We start from the raw sequence: 24,664 nt of genomic DNA on the forward strand, positions 1-24,664 counted from the left end.
CTGGACTGTTGTTGCTTGCCGTATGCAGCAGTGCGGTTGGTTGTTACTTGGTCGTGCTTCGTGCCGGAAGCAACCGAGGTCACTTGCCGGCGCGGGCTGGGGAGCTCGCTGTGCTTACTCGCCCGTCGCCTTGGCGATGATTTCCTTCGAGACGTTCGCGGGAACCTCTGCGTAGGAATCGAACACCATGGAGAAGTTCGCACGGCCCTGGGTCTTCGACCGCAGGTCACCGATGTAACCGAACATCTCCGAGAGCGGAACCAGCGCCTTCACGACACGGGCACCACTGCGTTCCTCCATGGCCTGGATCTGGCCACGGCGGGAGTTGAGGTCGCCGATCACGTCGCCCATGTACTCCTCGGGCGTTGTGACCTCGACAGCCATGAGCGGCTCGAGAATGACGGGGCCGGCCTTGCGGGCGGCTTCCTTCAGTGCCTGCGAACCGGCAACCTTGAACGCCATTTCCGAGGAGTCGACGTCGTGGTAAGCACCATCGAGCAGCGACAGCTTCAGGTTCACGAGCGGGTAGCCGGCGAGAACACCGTACTGCATCGCGTCCTGCGCACCAGCATCCACGGAGGGGATGTACTCGCGCGGGATACGTCCGCCGGAGACCTTGTTCTCGAACTCGTAGGTAGCACCGTCTTCGCCCACGAAAGGCTCCAGAGCGATGATGACCTTTGCGAACTGGCCCGAGCCACCCGTCTGCTTCTTGTGGGTGTAGTCGTGCTTCTCGACCTTCTTGGTGATGGTCTCGCGGTACGCAACCTGCGGCTTACCGACGTTCGCCTCGACCTTGAACTCGCGACGCATGCGGTCGACGAGGATGTCGAGGTGGAGCTCGCCCATACCGCCGATGACGGTCTGACCGGTCTCTTCGTCGAGTTCGACCGAGAAGGTCGGATCCTCTTCGGCCAGCTTCTGGATCGCGACGCCCAGCTTTTCCTGGTCGGACTTGGTCTTGGGCTCGATGGAGACCTGGATGACCGGCGCGGGGAACGACATCGACTCGAGGACGATGGGGCTCGCCTGATCGCACAAGGTGTCACCGGTGGTGGTGTCCTTGAGGCCGATCATTGCGTAGATGTGGCCGGCTACGGCCTCGTCTACCGGGTTCTCCTTGTTGGCGTGCATCTGGAAGAGCTTTCCGATGCGCTCCTTCTTGCCCTTGGTTGCGTTGAGCACCTGAGCGCCCGGATCGATACGACCCGAGTACACGCGGACGAAGGTCAGCTTGCCGAAGAACGGGTGAGCAGCGATCTTGAAGGCGAGAGCCGAGAACGGCTCTTCCTTGCTCGGCTTGCGAGTGATCTCTACTTCTTCGTCACCGAGCTTGTGGCCGACGACCTCGCCGATGTCCAGCGGGTTCGGCAGGTAATCGATGACTGCGTCGAGCATGGGCTGAACGCCCTTGTTCTTGAACGCGGAGCCACAGATGACCGGGTACAGCTCGGAAGCGACCGTCATCTTGCGGATGGCGCCCTTGATTTCCTCGACCGTGAGCTCTTCGCCGCCGAAGTACTTCTCCATGAGAGCTTCGTCGGACTCTGCAACGGTTTCGAGCAGCTTCTCGCGGTACTCTGCAGCCTTCTCGACGAGGTCCGCGGGGATCTCTTCGATGGTCGGCAGTGCACCGGTCGGAACTACGCCGCGCCAGGTGATGGCACGCATCTCGACCAGGTCGACGACGCCGTCGAAGTCGTCCTCAGCGCCGATGGGCAGCTGGAGAACGAGCGGCTTCGCGCCGAGACGGTCGATGATGGTCTGGACTGTGAAGTAGAAGTCCGCGCCCATCTTGTCCATCTTGTTGACGAAGCAGATGCGCGGAACGTCGTACTTGGCAGCCTGACGCCAAACCTGCTCGGACTGCGGCTCGACACCTTCCTTACCGTCGAAGACAGCAACTGCGCCGTCGAGCACGCGCAGCGACCGCTCCACCTCGACCGTGAAGTCGACGTGGCCGGGGGTGTCGATGATGTTGATCTGGTTGTTGTTCCAGAAGCAAGTCACGGCGGCAGACGTGATCGTGATGCCGCGTTCCTTCTCCTGCTCCATCCAGTCCGTCGTCGACGCACCGTCGTGCGTCTCACCGATCTTGTAATTGACACCGGTGTAGAACAGGATGCGCTCGGTGGTGGTGGTCTTGCCGGCATCGATGTGCGCCATGATGCCGATGTTGCGGACCTTGTTCAGGTCAGTCAGCACTTCCTGTGCCACAGGTTTCTTCCCCGCTCGTTGCTTGGTTTTCGGGTGTCGGCCGTATCCGGTGTGTTCCACCGTCAAGGCCATGGTCTTTCAATTATGTCTCTGCCGAGGCGAACCTGGCCACCTGCGTCCGGAAACCGGCGAGATGATCAGGTCGCCAACGGCGACAAGCGTCGGAGCCCCACCCGATGGCAGTTGCTCCGACGCTTTACATCACCAGCGGTAGTGGGCGAATGCCTTGTTGGCTTCGGCCATCTTGTGAGTGTCTTCGCGACGCTTCACAGCTGCACCGAGGCCATTGCTGGCATCGAGGAGCTCGTTGGCGAGACGCTCGACCATGGTCTTCTCACGACGTGCACGCGAGAAGGTGACCAGCCAGCGCAGTGCCAGCGTGGTGGAACGACCGGGACGAACCTCGACCGGCACCTGGTAGGTAGCGCCACCGACGCGGCGGCTACGAACCTCGAGTGCAGGCTTGACGTTGTCCAGGGCGCGCTTGAGAGTGACGACCGGATCGGTGCCGGTCTTCTCGCGTGCCTGCTCGAGAGCCTGGTACACGATTCGCTCTGCGGTGGACTTCTTGCCGTCCAGCAGGATCTTGTTGACGAGCTGCGTCACCAACGGGGAACCGTAAACCGGGTCGTTGATGAGCGGGCGCTTCGGAGCGGGGCCCTTACGTGGCATTAGCTCTTCTCCTTCTTGGCGCCGTAGCGGCTGCGTGCCTGCTTGCGACCCTTGACACCCTGGGTGTCCAGGGAGCCGCGGATGATCTTGTAACGGACACCCGGGAGGTCCTTCACACGACCGCCACGGACGAGCACCATGGAGTGCTCCTGAAGGTTGTGACCTTCACCGGGGATGTACGCGGTGACCTCGACCGAAGTCGTGAGGCGAACACGTGCGACCTTACGGAGCGCGGAGTTCGGCTTCTTGGGGGTGGTGGTGTACACGCGAGTGCACACGCCACGACGCTGCGGGCTGCCCTTGAGGGCTGCCGTCTTGACCTTGGCGGTCTTGTCGCGGCGACCCTTGCGGACCAGCTGGTTGATGGTTGGCATTTACCGGCTTTCTTGTGACGAACAGACTGCTCGAGCGAACTCGGGCCGTTCGAAAACGTGGCTGTTCTGAAATTAGGGATCTAGCAGTTGGAGCAAGAGAGCTGCTGCTCCTCACCCACCTCAGAGTCTGTACTCAGCACTTTCATGCCGCGCACTGCCCCCGAGGTCGGGCGTGTCGCATACCCCCACACAGGCAGCCGGATGCTCGTTCATCAGCAGTTTCTGCTCGAACGCGCGCACGGCAATACCTAGCTAGGCACACAGATCGGCCCGGGCATGCCGGACACGACCCATAACGATACCTGTCGGCGCGCCACGAGGTCAAAGCGAGGCCACGGTGATAGTGACCTCACGCTCTGACCAGACACTCTGGCTGCAAACTCAGACCACGCAGCCGGACCGGTCACGATCAGATGCTGCGGTTCAACGTCAACGCGCCGAGCTTTGCCGCAGCCTCGCACGGATCCGCGCCGCCCTGCGGCTCGGTGACCCACCAACCGAACACTCCCCCGGCCGGTGCGCTCGCGCTCACGCCGCAGCTCTGCGGATCGGCCGGCTGGCGAACCTCGTAACCGCCACTGCCATTGATGTCGATTTTCGCCACCACGTATCCCAGATGTTCGAATGCAGCGCGCTCGTGATCGAGGGTGCCCGTCTCGAACCAGTTGAAGGTGATCTTGATCGGACCCGCGGCCCCGATGCCGTCCCAACGGCAGATGGCGCCGAAGAACCCACGCCCGACGGCGTCGGCACCCACCGCGCCGGCGATCTGCTCGTCGGTGACGGCCTCGCATTCTTGGAGGACGTTGGCGAATTCCTGGCTGTCACTACCGCCGTAGCTGCCCTCCGCACGGGGAGCCCCGGTAACCACCGAGCCGCAGCCTGTCAGCAGAACCAGCGATCCAGCCAGGGCGAGCCCGATCCGTACGCGCTTCACGGCGCCCTCGAACTTCACTGTGCCCTCGAAACTGTTTTTTCCATCAGATCCCGCGCCACCGTGCATGGATCCGCGGTCGGTGGCAGCAAACCGTAGGTGATCGACCAGTGCACGAAGTCTCCGCCGAACGCGATACCCAACTCGCACAACGAACCTGCCGTGGACGCGATGAAGCCTTGATGACCGCCGATCGTGATGTCGGCGGCGGGACGTCCGAGCAGGTCGGACCCGGCCCGTTCGCGGCCGATCGGGCTACCGCGGTACCAGGAGAAACTGACGCTCGGACCGCTCGAACCAGCGACCTCCCACTGGCAACCGACGCCGTTGCGCGTCGTCGTCGCAAAAGCGCCGAGGTTGAAGGCATTGACAACTTCTTCGTCGGTCACCGAGCCGCATTCGGCGAACATCGGACCGGGATCGGTGGGTGCGAGCGCCGGCGAACTGGCGTCGTCCCCCGGCCGATCGGCGGACCCGTCGTCGGAGCTGCAGCCGACCACCGCCGAAAGCACGGCAGCCGAGACCAATACCGAAGTCCCGATCGAAGTGAGGGTGCGTGCGGCCATGGAGCCGACTGTACTTCTCGGTGGCCCCCGACACACGCCACGTGCGCACCTCGCTCATCGGTCGCCGCCACGCCGCTACCGATTCAGGGAGTTGGGACCGGTACCCGAACCAGCGTGGAATCCAATTGCGCCGCCCATTGTTTGACCACCTCGGTGCGTCGACGCGAGTCGTCGGTCAAGACGTCTGCCAGCCCCAGCCCGCGGGCCAGGTCCAGGGTCGCCTGTACCAAACGGTGCGTCACCGGATCGGAGTCGTCGACGCCCAGACTCTCGACGGCCATGCGGTGCGCGATGCGCCCGAACCGTTCCTCGAGGGGCAACACGCGGGCCCGCAGGTCGGGGTCGGAGGCAGCGGCCGTCCACACCTGCAGTGCTGCTTTGAACAGAGTCCCGGTGTAGTACTCGACCAACCGCGAAATGACCGCCTCGGTTCGTCCGGCACCCACCGGAAGGTCGGTCGATTCCTTTCGTGCCTGATCCATCCTGGCGTCGAACATCACCTCGAGCGCCGCGGTGATGAGGTCCTCGCGGGTCGGGAAGTGATGCTGCATCGCACCGCGGGACACCCCGGCACGCTGGGCGACGACGCTCATCGTCGTTGCGCTCCATCCGAGTTCGGCGAGACACTCCACAGTCACTTCGAGCAGGTGGGAGCGCGTGACTCGACTTCGGTCCTGCTTGGGTTCTCGAGTCATCGCGCCGCCATCCTTTCTACCGCTGTGTTCCAGTGCGCAGTTCTACTGCGCCCAGGCTGCTGGACGCTTCTGCAAGAAAGACATCATGCCCTCACGAGCCTCGTCAGAGGAAAACAGCCGGGCCGACTGCGCGATCATCTCCTCGCCGTCACGGTCGAATCCGGCCAGGACCGAACGCGTCGTGATCCACTTCGATTCGGCAAGTCCCTGCGGTGAACATTGGCGCAAGGTGCCGAGCAGTTCGGTGATCGACTCCCCCGTGTCCTGCGACGCGGCGGTGACGAGTCCGATGGATTCGGCCTCGTGCTGGCCGAACTTCTCTCCGGTGAGCAGGTATCGGCTCGCAGATCGTTGGTCGAGCCTCGGTAGGACCGTGAGCGAAATGATGGACGCTGCCAAACCCAACCGTGATTCCGTCACCGCGAAGGTGCTCGCCGGTCCGGCGACGACGATGTCGCACGCCCCGACAAGACCCATACCCCCGGCTCGGACGTGACCGTCGATGCGCCCGATCACCGGCTTGGGAAGCTCGAGAATGCTGCGCAAGAGCGTCAGCATTCCCCGCCCTCGTTCTTTGACGGCCTCTTCCGGTGACGCGGACGATCCGGAAGCCTCGCTGAGATCGGCTCCCGCACAGAATGTTCCACCGGTGTGGGTGAGCACCACCGCTCGAACTGCCGGATCGGCGGCCGCTGACGTCAACCCCGCTTGTAACTCCGTGACCAACCGCGTCGAAATCGCGTTGCGGTTGTGGGGTGAGTCGAGAGTGATCGTGGCAGCACCGCCCGATACTTCGTACCGTACGTATGGCTTGTCCTGATCCGTCATGAGTCTCCTCTTCAGTAGGACCGTTTAGTACGACCGCGGCAGACTGAGAGAGTGCTGCGAGACGAAGTTGAGGATCATCTCGCGGCTCACCGGCGCGACGCGGGCGATACGAGCCGCGCCGAGCATGGCGGCCAACCCGTATTCCTTCGTCAGGCCTGCGCCTCCGTGCGTCTGGATCGCCTGATCGAGCGCCTTGATGCTGGCTTCGGCGGCGGCGTACTTTGCCATGTTCGCGGCTTCGGCAGCACCGAAATCGTCACCGCTGTCGTAGAGCACCGCGGCCTTCTGCATCATCAGCTTGGCGAGCTCGAGTTCGATCTTCACCTGCGCGAGGGGATGCGAAATACCTTGGTGCGCACCGATCGGCGTCTTCCACACCGTGCGCTCGTTGGCGAACTTCACCGCAGCGTTCAGGGCGTAACGGCCCATGCCGATGGCCATCGACGCACCCAGGATGCGCTCGGGGTTGAGGCCGGCGAACAACTGCATCAGGGCGGCATCGGCTTCGCCGACCAGAGCGTCGGCCGGCAAACGGACGTCGTCGAGGAACAAGATGAACTGGTGGTCCGGTTCGATGATGTCCATCTCCATCTGCGTCTTCACGAATCCGGGAGAATCCGTGGGGACGATGAACAGAGCGGGCTTGAGCTTGCCGGTCTTGGAGTCCTCGGTGCGCGCAACGATGAGGACGGCGTCAGCCTGATCGACACCCGAGATGTAGATCTTGTTGCCGCCCAGGATCCAGTCGTCGCCATCCCTGCGTGCCGTCGTGGTGATCTGATGAGAGTTGGAACCAGCGTCGGCCTCGGTGATTCCGAACGCCATGATCTTGGAACCGTCGGCGAGGCTGGGTAGCCACTGCTGCTTCTGCTCCGCCGTGCCGTACTTGCCGATGATGGTGCCGCAGATGGCCGGGGATACGACAACCAGGAGCAGACCGGCACCCTGTGCCGCCAATTCCTCCTGCACCAGCGCGAGTTCGTAGATACCAGCACCGCCGCCGCCGTATTCCTCCGGCAGGTTGACGCCCAGGAATCCGAGTTTGCCCGCCTCGTTCCACAATTCGGTGAGCGGCTCACCCTTGCGCGCCTTGGGCAGCACGTAGTCGACGTAGTTGAAGCGCTCACCCAGTTTGGAAACGGATGCCCGCAGTTCCTTCTGCTCTTCGGTTTCGATGAAACTCATCATGCTTCCTCTTCTGTAGCGGGTTCTTCCACACGTGCGAGTACCGATCCGACTTCGACCTGCTGGCCGACGGCGACCGGAAGTTCTACCAGGACACCGGCAGTCGGCGCGGTGACGGTGTGTTCCATCTTCATGGCCTCTAGCCACAGAATCGGCTGGCCGGCAGTGACGGTGTCACCGAGTGCGGCACCGAGGCGGATAACCGATCCCGGCATCGGAGCGAGCAACGAACCGGCGGCGACTTCCGCCGACGGATCCACGAAGCGCGGTGCTGCCGTCAACGCGACCGGCCCCAGCGAGGAGTCGACAAAAATCTCACTCCCGTATGCCGCCACGTCAAACGAACGCTGTACTCCGCTCTGCTCGAGCACTACCCGGGCAGCAGTTGCCGATACCAGGCTCACGTCGTCGAAGCCTTCTGCGTTCAACACGCCGCTTCGGCTCAGGGAGTAGCGGACGTCGTAGTCGCCCGACGCAGTGGAGTAGCTCTTTCTCTGCGGCTGCGACGGGAGGTTGCGCCACCCGCTGGGCAAGCGGCCGATGACGCGCGCCGACGCCCGGTTGTGCGCGGCATCGGCAAGTGCCGCCGCTAGCGCCGAAAGCCTTTCGGCGTCGGTGTCGGCCAGAGGCGTTGACAACTTCTCGAGGTCATGGGTCTCGAAGAACGCCGTATCGGTGTCCCCGGCAATGAAGGCCGGGTGAGCCAGGACATTGACGAGCAGGTCACGGTTGGTGCGCAGGCCGTGAATCCTGGTGCGCGCCAGCGTCGACGCGAGCAGCCGGGCAGCTGCGGTCCGCGTCGGCGCGTACGAGATGATCTTGGCCAACATCGGGTCGTAGTGGACGCCGACAACACTGCCGTCGACGACGCCGGAGTCGAGGCGAACGCCCTGCTCACGCAGAACACTGAATTCTTGTGGGTCACCGGGCAACTCGATGTGGTGAACGGTTCCGCTCTGCGGTTGCCAGTTCTTGGCGGGGTCCTCGGCGTACAGGCGCACCTCGATGGAATGTCCGCGAATCTCCGGCTGCTCGTCCGGAAGCACTTCACCTGAAGCGACCTGCAATTGCAGTTCCACCAGATCGAGTCCGGTGGTGCACTCGGTGACGGGATGCTCCACCTGCAGGCGAGTGTTCATCTCCAGAAAAAAGAAGTCACCCTTTTCGTCTGCCAGGAATTCAACGGTTCCTGCTCCTTCGTAGCCGATGGCGTTGGCTGCGAGCCGCGAGGCGTCGAACAGCTTCTCGCGCATGGCGGGGATGCGCTGCACGAGCGGCGACGGCGCCTCTTCGACCACCTTCTGATGCCGCCGCTGGATCGAGCACTCGCGCTCCCCCACCGCCCACACCCCACCGTGGCGATCGGCCATGACCTGGACCTCGATGTGCCGACCGGTCTCGAGGTAGCGCTCGCAGAAGACAGTCGGGTCGCCGAAGGCGGACTGCGCCTCACGCCGCGCCGCTTCCAGTTCGCCTTCCAGCGCCGACAATTCACGAACGACACGCATTCCGCGTCCGCCGCCGCCCGCCGACGCCTTGATCAGCACTGGCAAATGAGCGTCGGTCACCGCAGCGGGATCGAGTTCGGACAGCACCGGAACTCCGGCCGCGTCCATGATCTTCTTGGACTCGACCTTCGATCCCATGAGCTCGATGGATTCGACGGGCGGACCGATCCACGTCAGCCCCGCGTCGATGACGCTGCGCGCGAACTCCGCGTTCTCGGAGAGGAATCCGTAGCCGGGGTGAATCGCGTCGGCGCCTGAAGCCTTGGCGGCGGCGATGATGAGCTCACCCCGCAGGTATGTCTCGGCAGGCGTGTTACCCGGCAGGCGAACCGAAGCATCGGCTTCGGCGACGTGAGGGCTGTCGGCATCCGCGTCGGAAAAAACCGCAACCGTGCCGATTCCGTTCTTGCGGCAGGTTGCAAAGACACGGCGGGCGATTTCGCCACGATTGGCGACCAGTACTGAAGTGATTGTCACGGCGTGCCTCACATACGGAAGACGCCGAAGTTCTCGGTGCCTTCGATCGGGGCGGTGGCAATGGCCGACAGGCACATTCCCACCACGGTGCGGGTGTCTCGGGGATCGATGACGCCGTCGTCGTACAGACGCCCGGACAGGAACATCGGAAGTGACTCGGCCTCGATCTGGTTCTCGATCATCGCGCGCATGCCGGCATCAGCCTGCTCGTCGAAAACCTGGCCGCGGGCCTCGGCAGCAGCGCGTCCCACGATGGAGATGACGCCGGCGAGCTGCGCACCGCCCATGACGGCGGACTTGGAACTGGGCCAGGCAAAGAGGAATCTCGGATCGAATGCCCGTCCGCACATGCCGTAGTGACCGGCGCCGTACGACGCTCCGAGCAGGATCGAGATGTGCGGAACCTTGGAGTTGGCTACCGCATTGATCATCATCGATCCGTGCTTGATCATGCCGCCCTCCTCGTATTCCTTACCCACCATGTAGCCGGTGGTGTTGTGCAGGAACAGCAACGGCGTGTTGGAGCGGTTGGCGAGCTGGATGAACTGCGTTGCCTTCTGGGACTCTTCGCTGAAGAGAACTCCACGTGCGTTGGCCAGGATGCCGATCGGGTAACCGTTGAGTTCGGCCCAGCCGGTCACGAGGGAGGAACCGTAGAGCGGCTTGAACTCGTCGAAGTCGGAACCGTCGACGATACGGGCGATGACCTCACGCGGATCGAACGGAATCTTCAGGTCGGCCGGAACGATGCCGAGCAACTCTTCCGGATCCTCGAGCGGTTCGATGATCTCCGCGCGAGGCGCCGGCCCCTTCTTGGTCCAGTTGAGTCGCTTGACGATCGAGCGACCGATGCGGATCGCGTCCTGCTCGTCGGCTGCGAAGTAGTCAGCCAACCCGGACTTGCGAGCGTGCATTTCGGCGCCGCCGAGTGCCTCGTCATCTGATTCCTCACCGGTGGCCATCTTGACCAGCGGCGGGCCTGCGAGGAACACCTTGGAGCGTTCCTTGATCATCACGACGTGGTCGGACATGCCCGGGATGTACGCGCCGCCGGCAGTCGAGTTACCGAAGACCAGTGCAATGGTGGGGATACCGGCTGCGGAAAGCTGTGTGAGGTCACGGAACATACGCCCGCCCGGGATGAACACCTCCTTCTGCGTCGGCAGGTCTGCACCGCCGGACTCGACCAGCGAGATGACGGGAAGGCGGTTCTGCATGGCGATGTCGTTGGCGCGGAAACCCTTACGCAGCGTCCACGGATTGCTGGTGCCGCCGCGCACGGTGGGATCGTTGGCGACGATCAGGCATTCGACACCTTCGACGACGCCGATACCGACCACGGTGCTGGCTCCGACCGGGAAGTCACTCCCCCACGCAGCGAGGGGACACAGTTCGAGGAACGGTGAATCCTGATCGAGCAGGAGTTCGATCCGCTCGCGTGCCAGGAGCTTTCCCCGCTTGTGGTGCCGCTCGGTGTACTTCTCGCCGCCACCCGCCAACGCCTTGGCGTGCTCGACCTCGATCTCGGCGAGCTTGGTGTTCATGGTCGATGTTGCGGTCTTGTACACCTCGGAATTGGTGTCCAGTGTTGACCGGATGACACTCATGACTGATACCCCAATCGCTTGGCCGCGAGGCCGGTGAGGATTTCGGTGGTTCCGCCACCGATTCCCAGAATTCGCATGTCCCGGTACTGCCTCTCCACTTCGCTTTCCTGCATGTATCCGAGGCCGCCGAACAGCTGAACGGCTTGGTTCGCAACCCATTCGCCCGTCTCGACTGCCGTGTTCTTCGCAAAGCACACCTCGGCGATCAGGTCGCCGTCACCAGCCATGTACCGCTCGATCACCGAGTGGGTGTACACCTTGGCGACGTCGATCTTGCGGGCCATCTCGGTGACGGTGTTCTGCACGGCCTGCCGACTGATGAGGGGCCGACCGAAAGTTTCGCGGGCGCGGCACCATTCGAGGGTCAGCTCCAGGCAACGTTCTGCACTGGCATACGCCTGCGCGGCGAGGGCGACCCGCTCGGAGACAAATGCCTGGGCGATCTGCGCGAAGCCGCTGTTCTCTGCGCCGACCAGATTCTCCACCGGAACCCTCGCATCGACAAAGGACAGTTCCGCGGTATCGGATGCGCGCCAGCCCATCTTCTCGAGTTTGCGCGAGACGGTGAATCCCGGTGTGCCCTTCTCGATCACGAGCAGTGAGACACCACCCGCGCCGGGGCCACCGGTGCGCACTGCGGTAACGACGAAGTCGGCTCGAACGCCGGAGGTGATGAACGTCTTGGCGCCGTTCACGACGTAATGATCGCCGTCGCGCTTGGCTGTGGTTGTCAGGTGCCCGACGTCGCTGCCTCCGCCGGGCTCGGTGATGGCGAGCGAGCCGATCTTGTCGCCGCGCAGGGTCGGCTTGACCCACTTCTCGATCTGCGCCTCGTCGCCGGCCGCAATCAGGTGCGGCACCGCGATGCCGCAGGTGAAGAGCGAAGCGAACAGCCCGCCCGACGCACCTGCCTGATGCATCTCCTCACAGATCACGATGGAGTCGACGGCGTCGCCGCCCTCACCGCCCGCCGATTCGGGAGCACTGGCGCCGAGCAGCCCGAGAGCGCCTGCCTTGCGGTGCAATTCGCGCGGAATCTCGCCGTCGCGCTCCCACTGCGTCAGATGCGGCAGAATCTCCTGGTTCACGAATCCGCGTACGGTCTCGCGAAGCGCAAGCCTTTCCGGTGTGGTCCACACGGTCACCGTGAATCCTCTTTCTCGTCAGTTACGGGGAGTAGCGAAATCGGGATGTCGATGTGGCGCGAACGCAGCCATTCACCAATCCCCTTGGCCTGCGGATCGAACCGGGCCTGCGAGGCAACACCCTGACCGAGGATTCCCTCGATCACGAAGTTGACGGCACGAAGGTGCGGAAGCTGGTAGCGAGTGACGTTCAGGTCTGCTGCTTCCGGTAGCAGTTCCTTGAGCATTTCGACGGTCAGAGTGTGCGCCAACCACTTCCACTGATCGTCCGTGCGAACCCAGACGCCGACGTTGGCATTTCCACCCTTGTCGCCACTACGGGCACCGGCAATCGTGCCGAGTGGCACCGAAAGCGAAGACTGTGGCGGCAACGGCTCCGGACGCTCAGGTTCGTCGACGGCTTCGAGGTCCTGCGTCAGCGTCGACGGAGCGATGTCCACGCGAGTGCCGTCGGGCAGTACGGCCACGTGCGGCACCGATCCCGCGTCGACGTAGCCGGGGGTGAACACTCCGTACGGTTGTCCGTTGCTCGGCGGCGCGGTCAGCGAGAAGCCTGGATAACTGGCGAGTGCCATTTCCACCGCAACCGCAGAGAAGGGACGACCGATCACCTTGGGATCGGAATCGCGAACCACGCAGCGCAGCAACGCACTCGCGGTTTCCTCGGTGTCGGAATCCGGGTGATCCGTGCGAGCGAGAGTCCAGACCAGTTCGGCGGGCTTCTTCGTCAGCCAGGATTCGAGTTGAGTCTTCGCCAGATCCGCTTTGGCCTCGATGTCGAGACCCGTGAGGATGAACGTGGCCTCGTTGCGGAACCCGGCCAGCGTGTTGAGTGAGACCTTGTACTGCGGCGGCGGAGCCTCGCCCGTGACTCCGCTGATCAGCACCCGATCCGGGCCTTCCTGGGTGAGCACCGCGTTGTCGATGCGGGTGGTCACGTCCGGGCCTGCGTAGCGTCCACCCGTGATCTCGTACAGCAGCTGCGCCGTCACGGTGCCGACGCTCACCTCGCCGTCCGTACCGGCATGCTTGGTGATGACCGAAGATCCGTCCGCGTTGATCTCGGCGATCGGGAAGCCAGGACGGCCCAGATTCGGAATCTCGGTGAAGAACGCGTAGTTGCCGCCGGTGGCCTGGGTTCCGCACTCGATGACGTGGCCCGCCGCGACAGCACCGGCCAGCTGATCGAAATCATCTCGCTTCCAACCGAAATGGTGAGCGGCGGGACCGACGATCACCGAAGCGTCGGTGACACGTCCGGTGACCACGACATCGGCGTCGGCCGACAATGCTTCGACGATGCCCCAGGCGCCGAGGTACGCGTTGGCCGTGAGCGGGGAGCCGAGTCCGAGTTCGTCTGCCCGAGAGACCAGATCGTCGCCCTCGACGTGGGCGATCTTCGCGTTCAACCCCAGCCTGGTGTTGACCTCGCGCAGCGCGTCGGCCAGTCCAGCCGGGTTGAGACCGCCGGCATTCGCGACGATCTTCACGCCCTTGTCGAGCGCAAGTCCGAGGGTGTCTTCCACCTGTCGCAGGAACGTCTTCGCGTAGCCGAGTGACGGGTCCTTCATCCGGTCCCGTCCGAGGATCAACATCGTCAGTTCGGCAAGGTAGTCGCCGGTCAGGTAGTCGAGTTCGCCGCCCTCGAGCATCTCGCGCATCGCCGAGACGCGGTCGCCGTAGAAACCGGAGCAGTTACCGATCCGTACCGAACTCATTTATCCACCTTCGCTTCTCGTGCGGCTCGTCCCTCGCCGCTGGGTCCGGCAAATGCCTGCGCGAACCCGAGCCACTCGTCCGCGTCGGCACCAACGGCAACCAGATCGAGATCGGCGCGATTGGCACGCTGAGTGACCAGCAAACAGAAGTCCAATGCGGGCCCGGTCACCTTCTGCGGTGCATCTTCCGGCCCCCAGGTCCAGAGCGAACCGTCCGGCGCCGTCAACTCAACCCGGAAATCGTCGGCGGGCGGCGTCTTCTCGTTGACCGAGTACGCAAAGTTCCGCGTACGGACACCCAGATGAGCGATGTTCTTGATGCGCGCCGTCGGGGCTCGCTCGACGCCGAGCGCGTCGGCAACGTCCTGCCCGTGCGCCCACGTCTCCATCAATCGCGCAGTTGCCATGGACACTCCGCCCATAGGCGGGCCGTACCAAGGAAACTTGGTACCGGACGGGGCGGCGGTGAGAGCCTCGACGAGAGCGGTGCGCCCCGCTCGCCAATCGGCGAGCAACTCCGCCGGCGGGCGGGCCGCCTGCTCGGCAGCACCGTCGTCGACAAATCCCGCCGGATTCACGAACGCCGCCTTCAACTGCTCCGCAAACCCGTCCGGGTCGGTGATCGCCAGGATCGCAGCACTGTCCGTCCAGTGCAGGTGCCCGATCTGATGCGCGACGCTCCACCCTTCCGCCGGCGTCATTGTCGCCCACTTCTCCTCGGGCAGATCCGCAACCAGGGCGTCGAGGCTCTCGCCTTCGGCCCGCAAGTCATCGATGAACGTCTGAAGTTCGGCCATGCGACCAGCATCACACCCGGGTCCATAAAAATCAAGCACGAATGATTGTTATTGAGAAATCTTGTGGTGAGAGACTGAGCTCAACTGCCATCGACTACCAGGAGCACCCATGAGCGACGCCGTACTGATCTCGCGAACCGGCGATGTGGTCACGTGGACCCTCAATCGCCCGGACACCCGCAACGCGATCTCCGAGATCGACATGATCGAGGCCCTCGAAGACGCGGTCACCGCAGTCAACCGAGATCAGAGTGTGCGAGCGGTCATCCTCACGGGGGCCGGGTCGGCTTTCTCCTCCGGCGGCAACGTCAAACACATGCGAGACAAGGAAGGCATGTTCGGTGGTGCTCCCGGCGAGATCCGCCAGGGCTACCGGCACGGCATCCAGCGCATTCCGCTCGCGCTGTACACATGTGAGGTGCCGACCATCGCAGCCGTCAACGGCCCGGCCATCGGAGCGGGCTGCGACCTCTCCCTCATGTGTGACCTCCGCATCGCCTCGACCGCCGCAGTCTTCGCCGAGAGCTTCGTCAAGGTGGGACTCATCCCCGGCGACGGCGGAGCCTGGCTGCTCCCCCGCGCGATCGGCAACGCCCGCGCCGCCGAGATGGCGTTCACCGGCGAACCCATCGATGCTGCGAAGGCACTCGACTGGGGTCTGGTCTCGCAGATCACCGAACCCGAGGAATTGCTTTCCGCAGCGCACGCTTTGGCAGCTCGAGTAGCCGCCAATCCCCCGCAGGTACTCCGCATGACCAAGAAACTCCTCCGCGAAGGCCAGCACCAGAGCCTCGAGAGCCTGCTCGAACTCTCGGCCGCCATGCAGTCGATCGCCCACCACACCCGAGATCACCACGAAGCCGTCGCCGCGATGCTCGAGCGTCGAAGTCCCGAGTTCACCGGAGAATGAAGGCGGGCAGTCAGCTACTGCCGGTCGGCGCGGTCCTCACCTCGATACTGTCGCTCCAGTTCGGAGCGGCATTCGCGACGACATTGTTCTCGCAGATCGGGCCCGCCGGAGCCACGACGCTTCGGCTGACGATCGCTGCGATCATCCTCGGCGTCATCGTCCGTCCGCGATGGAGCAGGTGGTCGAACCGGCAACGCAAAGGCATCTTCGCGCTGGGCATCGCCCTCGCCGTGATGAACGGCGCCTTCTACCTCGCCCTCGACACGGTGCCCATCGGCACCGCCGTCACCATCGAGTTCCTCGGACCGCTCACCCTGGCCGCAGTTCTGTCTCGTCGGTGGGCCGACGGAGCGTGGGTACTGCTCGCCTTCGGCGGAGTGTTGCTGCTCGGGTTAGGCGATCACGGCGAATCCGGATTGGACCCGATCGGGGTGATGTTCGCGTTGATCGCCGCGACTGCGTGGGCCGGCTACATCGTGGCCGGTTCCCACCTGGCCGCGACGCTCCCGAGCGCCGACGGGTTGGCAGGCGCAAGCATCGTCGCAGCCGTATTGACGCTCCCCTTCGGCGTTGTCTCGGGCGGAAGCGAACTGCTGGATCCGAAGATGCTCGCCGCAGGCGCCGCCGTCGCCATCCTCTCGTCCGTCATCCCGTACAGCTTGGAAATGTGGGCGCTGCGCTCCTTGGCCAAGAAGGTCTTCGCGGTCCTCATCGCCCTCGAACCGGCAGCGGCCGCACTGGCCGGAGTCCTCGTGATCGGGCAAACGCTCGACGCTTTCACACTCGTCGCCATCGGACTGGTGGTGACCGCGGGTGTCGGGACGGTAGTCATGAATCGAAAGTCCACACCGAAATAGTCCAGGTACCGTCAGAGCACGTCATTCCAACGCACAGGAGAACCATGACCAACCCGATCATCGCCACCGTTCTCGGTAACACCCCGCAGATCGACGAAAGTGCATTCATCGCACCCAACGCCACCGTTGTCGGCGCTGTGACCATCGCTGCGGGAGCCAGCATCTGGTACGGCGCGGTTATCCGCGGCGACGCCGAATCGATCTCCATCGGCGCTGACACCAACATTCAGGACAACTGCACCGTGCACGCCGACCCGACGTTCCCCGCAGTGCTGGGCGAGCGAATCTCGGTCGGCCACAACGCAGTGCTGCACGGGTGCACCGTCGAAGACGACGTTCTCGTCGGTATGGGTGCCGTGGTGCTCAACGGCGCACACATCGGTTCGGGATCACTGATTGCAGCCGGTGCGGTCGTGTCTCAGGGGATGCAAATCCCGCCTGGATCACTGGTCGCCGGCGTGCCCGCCAAGGTCAAACGTGAACTCTCCGAAGGCGAAAAGGCCGGTATCACCGCCAACGGCGCCGGCTACATCATGCTCGCGAAGGCTCACCAGGACATCGAACAGGCCTGATCGAGACGATGCTCGCGGACGGTAGCCGCAAGAGCACCGACTAGCCTCGGGGCCGCAACGTACTGTTCGGCAACTCGGGTGCCGGGAGCGCCGGGCCGTCGTATCCCGGCACGACGCCGAAACGCTGGTCCGGGACGCTGCCGTCGAATCCGGAGGCCAGCTCGGCCTGCCACTTGCGTCGATACTCGACGATCTCTTCGTGGGTACGACCCATGAAGTTCCACCACATGATGACCTGCTCGCCCAACGGTTTCCCGCCGAGAAGTAGCAGTCGAGCCGGTTCGGATCCCGGATTGCGCAAAGTCAGTTTTCCGAAACCTGGTGCTTGATAACCCAACTCGGCCCAGCCGACGGTGGTACCACGCAGAACAACCGATCCTTGATCGACGATCACGCCGTGCTCATGTGAACGATCGACATCGAGGGCGATCTCGGCCCCAGGATCGAGAATCACCTCGGCACCGAGCAATTCGGTGAAGGTAGACACCGGAGACGTGTCACCGGCGAGCGAGCCGAGGAACACACTGAGCGTGGCACCATCGGTGGTCACCGGCTCCGGTCGATAGTGAACGAACGCGGGTGCGGTATCGCGTGCCGCATCCGGCAGCGCCACCCACAACTGCATCCCGTGCAGAACCTTCGTATTCGGCGTCGACACTTCGGAGTGCGCGATCCCACTCCCGGCCGTCATCAAATTCAGTTCACCCGGCCGCACCATCGCATGGGAACCGATGCTGTCACGGTGCTCGATCTCTCCGGTGAACAGCCAACTCACCGTTTGCAATCCGGTATGCGGATGCGGCGGAACATGCATGCCCGGTCCTGAGCCGACGTCATCCGGACCGTAATGATCGGCAAAACACCATGCCCCGATCAGCGAACGCTCGCGTTGCGGAAGGGTGCGACGCACTCGCATCGCCCGCGGGCCACCGAGCGGTACGTCGCGCGGGGTGAGAATCTGAATCTCGCTCTCCGCCGGATGGCCTTCGCATTCCTGCTCGACGGGCTGCGCTTCGAGGTTGCTCATATCGTCCATCCTGCCTCTAGTCATGACTGCGCGAGACGCAGACGCGTGCACAATTCGGCCAACAGTCGAAGTTCATCCGCGTCCAGGGCCGGTCCGACGTGGCGACGAATGCTCGCCGCATGACGGCGACCCACTGATTTCTGCAGCGCTGCACCCGCTTCGGTGAGTTGCACGATCGTCCCGCGGCGATCCTGTGGATCAACACTTCTCGATACCAGACCTTCACCCTCCAACCGTTCTACCAGGCGGCTGAGTGACGGCTGGCTCAACAGGATCTCGCGATTCAGGTCATGCAGGCGAAGTGAACTACTCGGTGTGAGGCTCAATGTGAACAGCACGTCGTACTCGCGCATCGACACCTGATCCCAGACGTCGTCGGCAGAGAGCCGCCGCAGCACCGACACCTGGGCGCGAAACAAGGCTTCCCAGGCGTCGGTGGCGAGTTCGGTGGTACTGACCGGAACCTCAGGCGGTTGCTCGTCAGGCAGTGACACTGCTTGCCTCACGAGCCGCCTTCATCGACGCGTGAGTGGGCGGGTTGTCCGGCACATGTGCTGGCCGCCTGGCCGCGAACTCACGGCGCAGAACCGGAACAACTTCCTCACCGAGCAGATCGAGCTGCTCGAGCACCGTCTTGAGCGGCAACCCGGCGTGATCCATCAGGAACAGCTGGCGCTGGTAGTCACCGAAGAAATCGGCAAACGCCAACGTCTTCTCGATGACCTGCTCAGGGGAACCGACGGTCAGCGGCGTCTGCTCGGTGAACTCTTCGAGTGAGGGCCCGTGGCCGTACACCGGAGCATTGTCGAAATACGGACGGAATTCCTTGACCGCGTCCTGACTGTTCTTGCGCATGAAGACCTGACCACCGAGACCGACAATCGCCTGGTCCGCGGAGCCGTGGCCGTAATGCTCGTAACGCTGGCGGTAGAGATTGATCAGCTCGATGTAGTGCTCTTTCGGCCAGAAGATGTTGTTCGCGAAGAATCCGTCGCCGTGATACGCCGCGATCTCCGCGATCTCGGGGCTGCGGATCGAACCGTGCCACACGAACGGCGCGACGCCGTCCAGCGGGCGCGGGGTGGACGTGAATCCCTGGAGTGGAGTGCGGTACTCCCCTTGCCAGTTCACGACCTCCTCGTCCCAGAGCCGGCGAAGAAGTTGATAGTTCTCGAGCGCCAGCGGGATACCGGCGCGAATGTCCTTGCCGAACCACGGGTACACCGGCGCGGTGTTTCCGCGTCCCATCATCAGATCGACACGCCCCTCAGCGAGGTGTTGAAGCATCGCGTAGTCCTCGGCGATCTTCACCGGGTCGTTGGTGGTGATCAGCGTCGTGGACGTGGAGAGCGTGATCTTCTCGGTCTGGGCCGCGATGTATCCGAGCATCGTGGTCGGAGACGACGGCACGAACGGCTTGTTGTGGTGCTCGCCGGTCGCGAAGACGTCGAGACCGACTTCCTCGGCGTGCTTGGCGATGGTCGTCATGGCCTTGATGCGCTCGTGCTCTGTCGGGGTCTTACCCGTCGTGGGATCAGTGGTGACGTCACCGACCGTGAAGATTCCGAACTGCATGGTTGCTCCTCCGCGAACTAGATCCATGCGTTTGCATGTAACTGATCAAACATTCAACCATCCAGCTGTATTCCACGGCAAAAGATGAGGGCGGCACACAAGATGTGTGCCGCCCTCATCTGGACAAACGATCTACCGAAAAGCGGTCAGTGCATAACGATCGGCGTTGCCGTCTCGCCCTCGGCCACCGGCCTGGTGGTCTTGCTCCGCGGCAGGAAGAACGCCGGGATGAGGGTCAGGACGATCAGCACAGTGGCAACGAGGAAGGTGTTGCCGAAAGCGTCCGACGCCGCACTGAGAATCGAATTCGCAGCAGACTCCTGCGGACTTCCCGGCTCGGTCGGAATGTGCGACGCCGCACCGACCATCGTCGTATCGAGGCCACGATCGAGAAGCTGGTTGGTCAAGACCACCGACATCACGGCGGTACCGATCGAACCTGCGGTCTGCTGAACGATGTTCATCAGAGTGGAGCCGCGAGCGATCTGCTCGTTGGAGAGCGTCACGATAGCTGCGGTCATCAGCGGCATCATGGTGCAACCCATACCGAGGCCCATGACGAACAAGGCGCCCATCAGCAGCCACGTCGGGGAATCCGAGGCAACCTGTGTGAACACACCCAAACCGATGAGAATCAGCGGCAAACCGGTCAGGACGATCTTGCCCGGGCCGATCTTGTCGACCAGTCGACCAGCGATCGGCATGGTGACCATAGCGCCCAGACCCTGTGGAGCCATCAACAATCCGGCCGCGAGCGTGGTGTGCCCGCCGACCTGAATGAAGTAGCTCGGGAACAGCAACCCGGCGCCCATGAACGCGACGATGAACAGCGACGTCGTGATGACGGCGGTGGTCAACTGACGGTTCTTGAACAGGTGCAGGTCGATCAGCGGGTGATCCTTGTTGAGCGCGTGGAACACGAAGGCGATGATCAGTGCCAGACCGATACCAGCCGACACCAGAACCCGAGCGGACGCGACGGTTCCCACCTCAGGGATGGACGACACGCCGAACAGGAACAGCGCCAGGCCGGGCGACAGCAGGATCATGCCGAGGAAGTCGAAGGACTCCGAAGGCTTCGCCTTGTCGGACGGCAGAATGATGAACGCAGCAGCCAGAGCGATGATGCCGATCGGCAAGTTGATCAGGAAGATCCAGTGCCAGCTCGCGGCCTCGATCAGCCAACCACCGAGAATCGGGCCGCCGATAGGACCGAGCAGCATCGGGATACCGAGAACTGCCATGACACGACCGACACGGTCCGGACCGGCGGCCCGGGTCATGATCGTCATACCGAGCGGCATCAACATGCCGCCGCCGAGACCCTGGAGCACGCGGAAGCCGATGAGCGAGGTGATGTCCCACGCCATCGCACAAGCGACCGAACCGAGCACGAACAGCACCAGGGCCGTCATGTACAGGCGCTTGGTGCCGAAACGGTCGGCAGCCCAACCGGTAACCGGAATGACCGTCGCCAAGGCGAGCGTGTAGGCCGTCATCGTCCACGCGACGGTGGCGTACGAAGTTTCGAAGTCCTCGGCAAAAGTGGTGAGCGCGACGCTCACCACGGTTACGTCGAGAATCGACATGATGGCGCCGAGCACCACCACGGAAGCGATCTTGAGGACCGCCCCGTCAAGTTTGTCGGACGCCGGTGCCGGCGCGTTCGGCGATGTCATCGCGAAGTCTCCTGGTTAAGTGCTCGCAGATAGTCACCCGCGAGAATGGGCTTGAGAGCCTCGAACAAACGAATCCGCTCTGGCTCAGGAACACGCGACGCGAATTCGCGAAGCTGGCCGCGCTTGCACTCGATGTGGTTGGTCGTCACCTTACGACCGGCCTCCGACAAGGAAACCCGCTTGACGCGTCGGTCCCGCTCGTCTTCACGGCGATCGACCAGACCCATGTTCACGAGCTGATCGATGTTCCGCCCCGTAGCTGCCACCGAGAGCCGAAGCTCGTCGGCAACCTCGTTGATCGGGATCGCCGCATCACGTTGTGCAAGTACGAACAGCACACGCACCTGAGAGAACGAGAGATCCAGTTCGATCAACGCATCGATCGACTCCGAATCACCGGCGCTCATCAGGCGAGTGAACAACTCGTCGAGTGCTCCATACAGGTCATCAGAATCGGAAGCGATCACCTGGCAAATGGTAGTGCGGTTGCAACTATTGCCCAAATGAAAACATGTTGCAACTTATTATTTGGTGAGCACCATCACGTTGCGAAGAATCATTCCTGCAGCAAGATGGCCTTTCCGAGAACTTTGCCGCTTTCGAGATCAGCCAGGGCAACTGCTGCGTCGGCAAGCGGATACCGTGCCTTGACCAGCGGACGCAAGCCGTTCCGAACGTGTTCTACCAGCGATGCATGCACCTCGGCTACCGCTTCGGGATTGGTGCGCGTGAACTCGCCCCACGCCGCGCCGACAATGCTGATGTTGCGGAACAGCACCCGGTTCACCTTGACCTGAGGAATGCCGCCGCCGGCAAAACCGATAACCACAAGACGCCCCTCCGGCGCCAGAACCCGGACCGCGTCGTCGAACGCATCCCCGCCTACCGGATCTACCACGATCTGAGCGCCGACGCCGTCGGTCAGTTCCCGAATCCGCTCTCCCCATCCCGGAGCCAGCGCGACAACCTCGTCGGCACCGAGCTCACGCAAGAAGTCCTCGACGCCTTCGCGTCGCACTACGGCAATCACCCGAGCCCCGTGTGCCTTGGCCAGCTGGATGGTTGCCGTTCCGACTCCGCCCGCAGCGCCGAGCACGACGACCGTCTCCCCCGCGACGATCTTCGCGCGACGAGCCAGCGCGAACTCCATCGTCTGATAGTTGATGATCAGAGAGGCCGCCTCGTCGAAGGCGAGTCCGTCCGGAATTCGGAGTACCTGCGCCGGGTTGACGGCAATCCGCTCTGCATAACCGCCCAGATACGCGGCCGCGAGAACACGATCGCCCGGAGCGAAACCCGACCCTTCCGGCGCGGAGACCACGACGCCCGAGATCTCCGCGCCGGGAATGAACGGCGGTTCCGGGCGGATCTGATACTTGCCGTAGGTGATGAGTAGGTCCGGAAAGCAGACGCCACTGGCCTTCACATCGATGAGAACAAGACCTTCGGCTGCGGGCTCGGGAACCTCCTGCGCGACAATTCCTTCGGGACCGGACAGTTCCGTAACCACCATGGCGCGCACAGAAAGCTCCTCTTCGGGACATCTGAAGTCTGGACCGGTAACCCGGTTTTCTCGACTTTAACCCGGTACTCACGTCAGATCATCGTTCGCTCCCGATGTGCAGACGTTCGAGTCCGTCGAGAATCAGATCGAGACCGAAAGCGAATTCGGCGGCGTAGCTGTATCCCGGAGCTAGGACGTGCTCGGTGGTCAGCTCGGCCAGGTGCGGATACTGACCGCTCTCGAACGAGCCCATGATCGCCTTCGCCAGTTCCGTCGTTTCCTGCGCTGTTTCGAACGGCAAGCTCACCTCTTGCAGCACGAAGCCGTAGATGTACGCATCCATGATCGAAAAGGCATGCGCAGCAAGGGCGACCGGAAAGTCGGCAGCGCGTAGTGTTCCGATGACGGCGTCGTGGTGGCGCAGGGTCGCGGGACCAGGCGTCGTTCGAGACTCCATCAACGGAGTTGCCCACGGGTGCCTCCCCAGCACCTCCCGAGTCGATACCGCTCGCGCGTGAACTTCCGTTCGCCACGGCAGTCCCGGCGTCGGAAGATCGATCTCCGCAAAGACCGCGTCGACCATTCCGTCGAGCAGATCCCCCTTGTCCGAAACATGGTTGTACAGAGACATCGCCTCGACGCCCAGTTCGGTCCCCAGCTTCCGCATGGTCATCGAATCGATTCCGACGGAATCTGCAAGCGCCACGGCAGCGCGTACAACGTGATCTCGGGTCAATCTTGTGCGCTTCTCCACATTGACAGAACTTACACCGTAAGTGCAATACTTACGGTGTAAGCATTCGACGAACGGAGACTCGCATGCCGCAGGAACTGATGACCGCCGTCGTACAGGATCGGTACGGCGAAGCCGACGTTCTCTACCTCGACCACATTCCGCGCCCCACTGTCGCCGACAACGAAGTGCTGATTCGCGTCGAGGCCGCGTCCGTCGACCGCGGGGCATGGCATCTCATGGCCGGACTGCCATATCCGTTGCGCCTCGCGGGATTTGGACTGCGCAGACCTGAGAACCGGGTCCGCGGACTGGACGTGTCCGGCCGAGTCGAGGCCGTCGGCAGTTCGGTGACCCGCGTGGCAGTCGGCCAGGAGGTATACGGGATCGCGGTCGGTTCGTTCGCGGAGTACGCGTGCGCACTCGAGACGAAGATTGCTGCAAAACCTGCTCGGTTGTCGTTCGCACAAGCAGCAGCGGTGCCGGTCTCCGGCCTCACAGCGCTGCAAGCCGTGCGCGACCACGGCCGCGTGCAGGCCGGGCAATCCGTCCTCGTTCTCGGTGCATCCGGTGGCGTCGGGATCTACGCGGTGCAGGTGGCGAAAGCCATGGGCGCGCTCGTCACCGGCGTATGCAGCACCTCGAAAACCGATACCGTCCGCTCCCTCGGTGCCGACGAGGTTCTCGACTACCGCGTCGACGACGCCACCGACGGATCGCATCGGTACGACGTCATCATCGACACCGGCGGCAACCGCCGACTGCGAGATCTTCGACGGGCGCTCACACGCACCGGAAGGCTCGTGATCGTGGGCGGCGAGAACGGCGGACGGTGGCTCGGCGGAATCGATCGCCAAATCCGCGCACTGTGCTTGTCTCCGTTCGTATCTCAGAAGCTCGGGTCTTTGATGGCTTCGGAGAACGCCGAGGATCTGGAGGTGCTGACCGCAATGATCGACGCAGGTGTCATCACCCCGGTGATCGACTCCGTTCATCCCCTTGCCGACACCGCCGTCGCCGTGGCACGAATGGTCGACGGTTCCGGCTGCGGAAAGCAGATAATCGCCACTCGCTGAAAAGCCTG

Annotated in this window: 24 protein-coding genes; 4 read left to right on the forward strand and 20 right to left on the reverse strand. The window is 63.2% G+C overall.

Annotated features, from left to right (window positions below):
- Positions 1–114: 114 nt before the first annotated feature.
- The 13 genes from fusA to H351_RS23245 all read right to left on the reverse strand — a co-directional run bounded on the left by fusA (position 115) and on the right by H351_RS23245 (position 14,723).
- A complete protein-coding gene (gene fusA, locus H351_RS23185) occupies positions 115–2,217 on the reverse strand; it encodes an elongation factor G (RefSeq protein ID WP_003942073.1) in 2,103 nt (700 codons plus the stop codon).
- Between the two features lie 201 nt (positions 2,218–2,418).
- On the reverse strand, positions 2,419–2,889 hold the full coding sequence (gene rpsG / locus H351_RS23190) for a 30S ribosomal protein S7 (RefSeq protein WP_003941856.1): 471 nt from the start codon (positions 2,887–2,889) through the stop codon (positions 2,419–2,421).
- Positions 2,889–3,263 (reverse strand): 30S ribosomal protein S12, encoded by a 375-nt coding sequence (rpsL, locus tag H351_RS23195; RefSeq protein ID WP_003941908.1) that lies wholly within the window; start codon positions 3,261–3,263, stop codon positions 2,889–2,891. Before rpsL ends, rpsG begins: the two co-directional genes overlap by 1 nt.
- A gap of 409 nt (positions 3,264–3,672) precedes the next feature.
- On the reverse strand, positions 3,673–4,218 hold the full coding sequence (locus H351_RS23200) for a DUF3558 domain-containing protein (RefSeq protein WP_029254869.1): 546 nt from the start codon (positions 4,216–4,218) through the stop codon (positions 3,673–3,675).
- The gene (locus tag H351_RS23205) at positions 4,215–4,763 is read right to left on the reverse strand and encodes a DUF3558 domain-containing protein (RefSeq protein WP_029254868.1); all 549 of its coding nucleotides are present in this window, start codon (positions 4,761–4,763) and stop codon (positions 4,215–4,217) included. The genes H351_RS23200 and H351_RS23205 overlap by 4 nt, the downstream gene beginning before the upstream one ends.
- An 83-nt stretch (positions 4,764–4,846) precedes the next feature.
- Positions 4,847–5,458: a TetR/AcrR family transcriptional regulator gene (locus H351_RS23210; RefSeq protein WP_019744287.1), complete on the reverse strand. Its 612-nt coding sequence runs from the start codon at positions 5,456–5,458 to the stop codon at positions 4,847–4,849.
- 42 nt (positions 5,459–5,500) lie between these two features.
- Positions 5,501–6,286: an enoyl-CoA hydratase family protein gene (locus tag H351_RS23215; protein WP_020906835.1), complete on the reverse strand. Its 786-nt coding sequence runs from the start codon at positions 6,284–6,286 to the stop codon at positions 5,501–5,503.
- Between the two features lie 24 nt (positions 6,287–6,310).
- Positions 6,311–7,471 carry an acyl-CoA dehydrogenase family protein gene (locus H351_RS23220; RefSeq protein ID WP_029254867.1) on the reverse strand — a complete coding sequence of 387 codons (1,161 nt, stop codon included), beginning with the start codon at positions 7,469–7,471 and terminating at the stop codon, positions 6,311–6,313.
- Positions 7,471–9,456, reverse strand: a complete 1,986-nt coding sequence (locus tag H351_RS23225) for an ATP-binding protein (protein WP_029254866.1) — start codon at positions 9,454–9,456, stop codon at positions 7,471–7,473. The genes H351_RS23220 and H351_RS23225 overlap by 1 nt, the downstream gene beginning before the upstream one ends.
- Positions 9,457–9,464: 8 nt before the next feature.
- Positions 9,465–11,063 (reverse strand): acyl-CoA carboxylase subunit beta, encoded by a 1,599-nt coding sequence (locus H351_RS23230; protein ID WP_003941989.1) that lies wholly within the window; start codon positions 11,061–11,063, stop codon positions 9,465–9,467.
- The gene (locus H351_RS23235) at positions 11,060–12,208 is read right to left on the reverse strand and encodes an acyl-CoA dehydrogenase family protein (RefSeq protein ID WP_007728404.1); all 1,149 of its coding nucleotides are present in this window, start codon (positions 12,206–12,208) and stop codon (positions 11,060–11,062) included. The genes H351_RS23230 and H351_RS23235 overlap by 4 nt, the downstream gene beginning before the upstream one ends.
- Positions 12,205–13,926 carry an acyclic terpene utilization AtuA family protein gene (locus H351_RS23240; RefSeq protein ID WP_020968977.1) on the reverse strand — a complete coding sequence of 574 codons (1,722 nt, stop codon included), beginning with the start codon at positions 13,924–13,926 and terminating at the stop codon, positions 12,205–12,207. Before H351_RS23240 ends, H351_RS23235 begins: the two co-directional genes overlap by 4 nt.
- A complete protein-coding gene (locus H351_RS23245) occupies positions 13,923–14,723 on the reverse strand; it encodes a TIGR03084 family metal-binding protein (protein WP_020968976.1) in 801 nt (266 codons plus the stop codon). The genes H351_RS23240 and H351_RS23245 overlap by 4 nt, the downstream gene beginning before the upstream one ends.
- A gap of 109 nt (positions 14,724–14,832) precedes the next feature.
- On the opposite strand from H351_RS23245, the gene H351_RS23250 reads away from it, so the two are divergent.
- Genes H351_RS23250 through H351_RS23260 form a run of 3 tightly spaced genes read left to right on the forward strand, consistent with a single transcriptional unit; the run spans position 14,833 to position 17,062 of the window.
- Positions 14,833–15,633, forward strand: coding sequence for a crotonase/enoyl-CoA hydratase family protein (locus tag H351_RS23250; protein WP_020906831.1), 801 nt, complete (start codon positions 14,833–14,835; stop codon positions 15,631–15,633).
- The gene (locus tag H351_RS23255; protein ID WP_020906830.1) at positions 15,630–16,490 is read left to right on the forward strand and encodes an EamA family transporter; all 861 of its coding nucleotides are present in this window, start codon (positions 15,630–15,632) and stop codon (positions 16,488–16,490) included. Before H351_RS23250 ends, H351_RS23255 begins: the two co-directional genes overlap by 4 nt.
- A gap of 44 nt (positions 16,491–16,534) precedes the next feature.
- Positions 16,535–17,062 carry a gamma carbonic anhydrase family protein gene (locus H351_RS23260; RefSeq protein WP_003941993.1) on the forward strand — a complete coding sequence of 176 codons (528 nt, stop codon included), beginning with the start codon at positions 16,535–16,537 and terminating at the stop codon, positions 17,060–17,062.
- Positions 17,063–17,102: 40 nt separating this feature from the next.
- Here the strand turns inward: H351_RS23260 and H351_RS23265 are convergent, their stop codons facing one another.
- The 7 genes from H351_RS23265 to H351_RS23295 form a co-directional block, all read right to left on the reverse strand.
- On the reverse strand, positions 17,103–18,089 hold the full coding sequence (locus H351_RS23265) for a pirin family protein (protein WP_029254865.1): 987 nt from the start codon (positions 18,087–18,089) through the stop codon (positions 17,103–17,105).
- 20 nt (positions 18,090–18,109) lie between these two features.
- A complete protein-coding gene (locus H351_RS23270) occupies positions 18,110–18,583 on the reverse strand; it encodes a MarR family winged helix-turn-helix transcriptional regulator (RefSeq protein WP_019744297.1) in 474 nt (157 codons plus the stop codon).
- Positions 18,570–19,664 (reverse strand): LLM class flavin-dependent oxidoreductase, encoded by a 1,095-nt coding sequence (locus H351_RS23275; RefSeq protein ID WP_020906827.1) that lies wholly within the window; start codon positions 19,662–19,664, stop codon positions 18,570–18,572. Before H351_RS23275 ends, H351_RS23270 begins: the two co-directional genes overlap by 14 nt.
- 146 nt (positions 19,665–19,810) lie before the next feature.
- The gene (locus tag H351_RS23280; RefSeq protein ID WP_003942006.1) at positions 19,811–21,343 is read right to left on the reverse strand and encodes a DHA2 family efflux MFS transporter permease subunit; all 1,533 of its coding nucleotides are present in this window, start codon (positions 21,341–21,343) and stop codon (positions 19,811–19,813) included.
- Positions 21,340–21,810, reverse strand: coding sequence for a MarR family winged helix-turn-helix transcriptional regulator (locus H351_RS23285; RefSeq protein WP_003941890.1), 471 nt, complete (start codon positions 21,808–21,810; stop codon positions 21,340–21,342). The genes H351_RS23280 and H351_RS23285 overlap by 4 nt, the downstream gene beginning before the upstream one ends.
- An 89-nt stretch (positions 21,811–21,899) precedes the next feature.
- Positions 21,900–22,865 (reverse strand): NADPH:quinone oxidoreductase family protein, encoded by a 966-nt coding sequence (locus H351_RS23290; protein WP_019744299.1) that lies wholly within the window; start codon positions 22,863–22,865, stop codon positions 21,900–21,902.
- A 79-nt stretch (positions 22,866–22,944) separates the two neighbouring features.
- Entirely contained in the window at positions 22,945–23,601 is a 657-nt protein-coding gene (locus H351_RS23295) for a TetR/AcrR family transcriptional regulator (protein WP_019744300.1), read from the reverse strand.
- Positions 23,602–23,666: 65 nt separating this feature from the next.
- On the opposite strand from H351_RS23295, the gene H351_RS23300 reads away from it, so the two are divergent.
- Positions 23,667–24,656 carry an NAD(P)-dependent alcohol dehydrogenase gene (locus H351_RS23300; RefSeq protein WP_029254864.1) on the forward strand — a complete coding sequence of 330 codons (990 nt, stop codon included), beginning with the start codon at positions 23,667–23,669 and terminating at the stop codon, positions 24,654–24,656.
- Positions 24,657–24,664 lie beyond the last annotated feature (8 nt).

The organism is Rhodococcus erythropolis R138 (assembly GCF_000696675.2).
Lineage (GTDB): Bacteria > Actinomycetota > Actinomycetes > Mycobacteriales > Mycobacteriaceae > Rhodococcus_F > Rhodococcus_F erythropolis.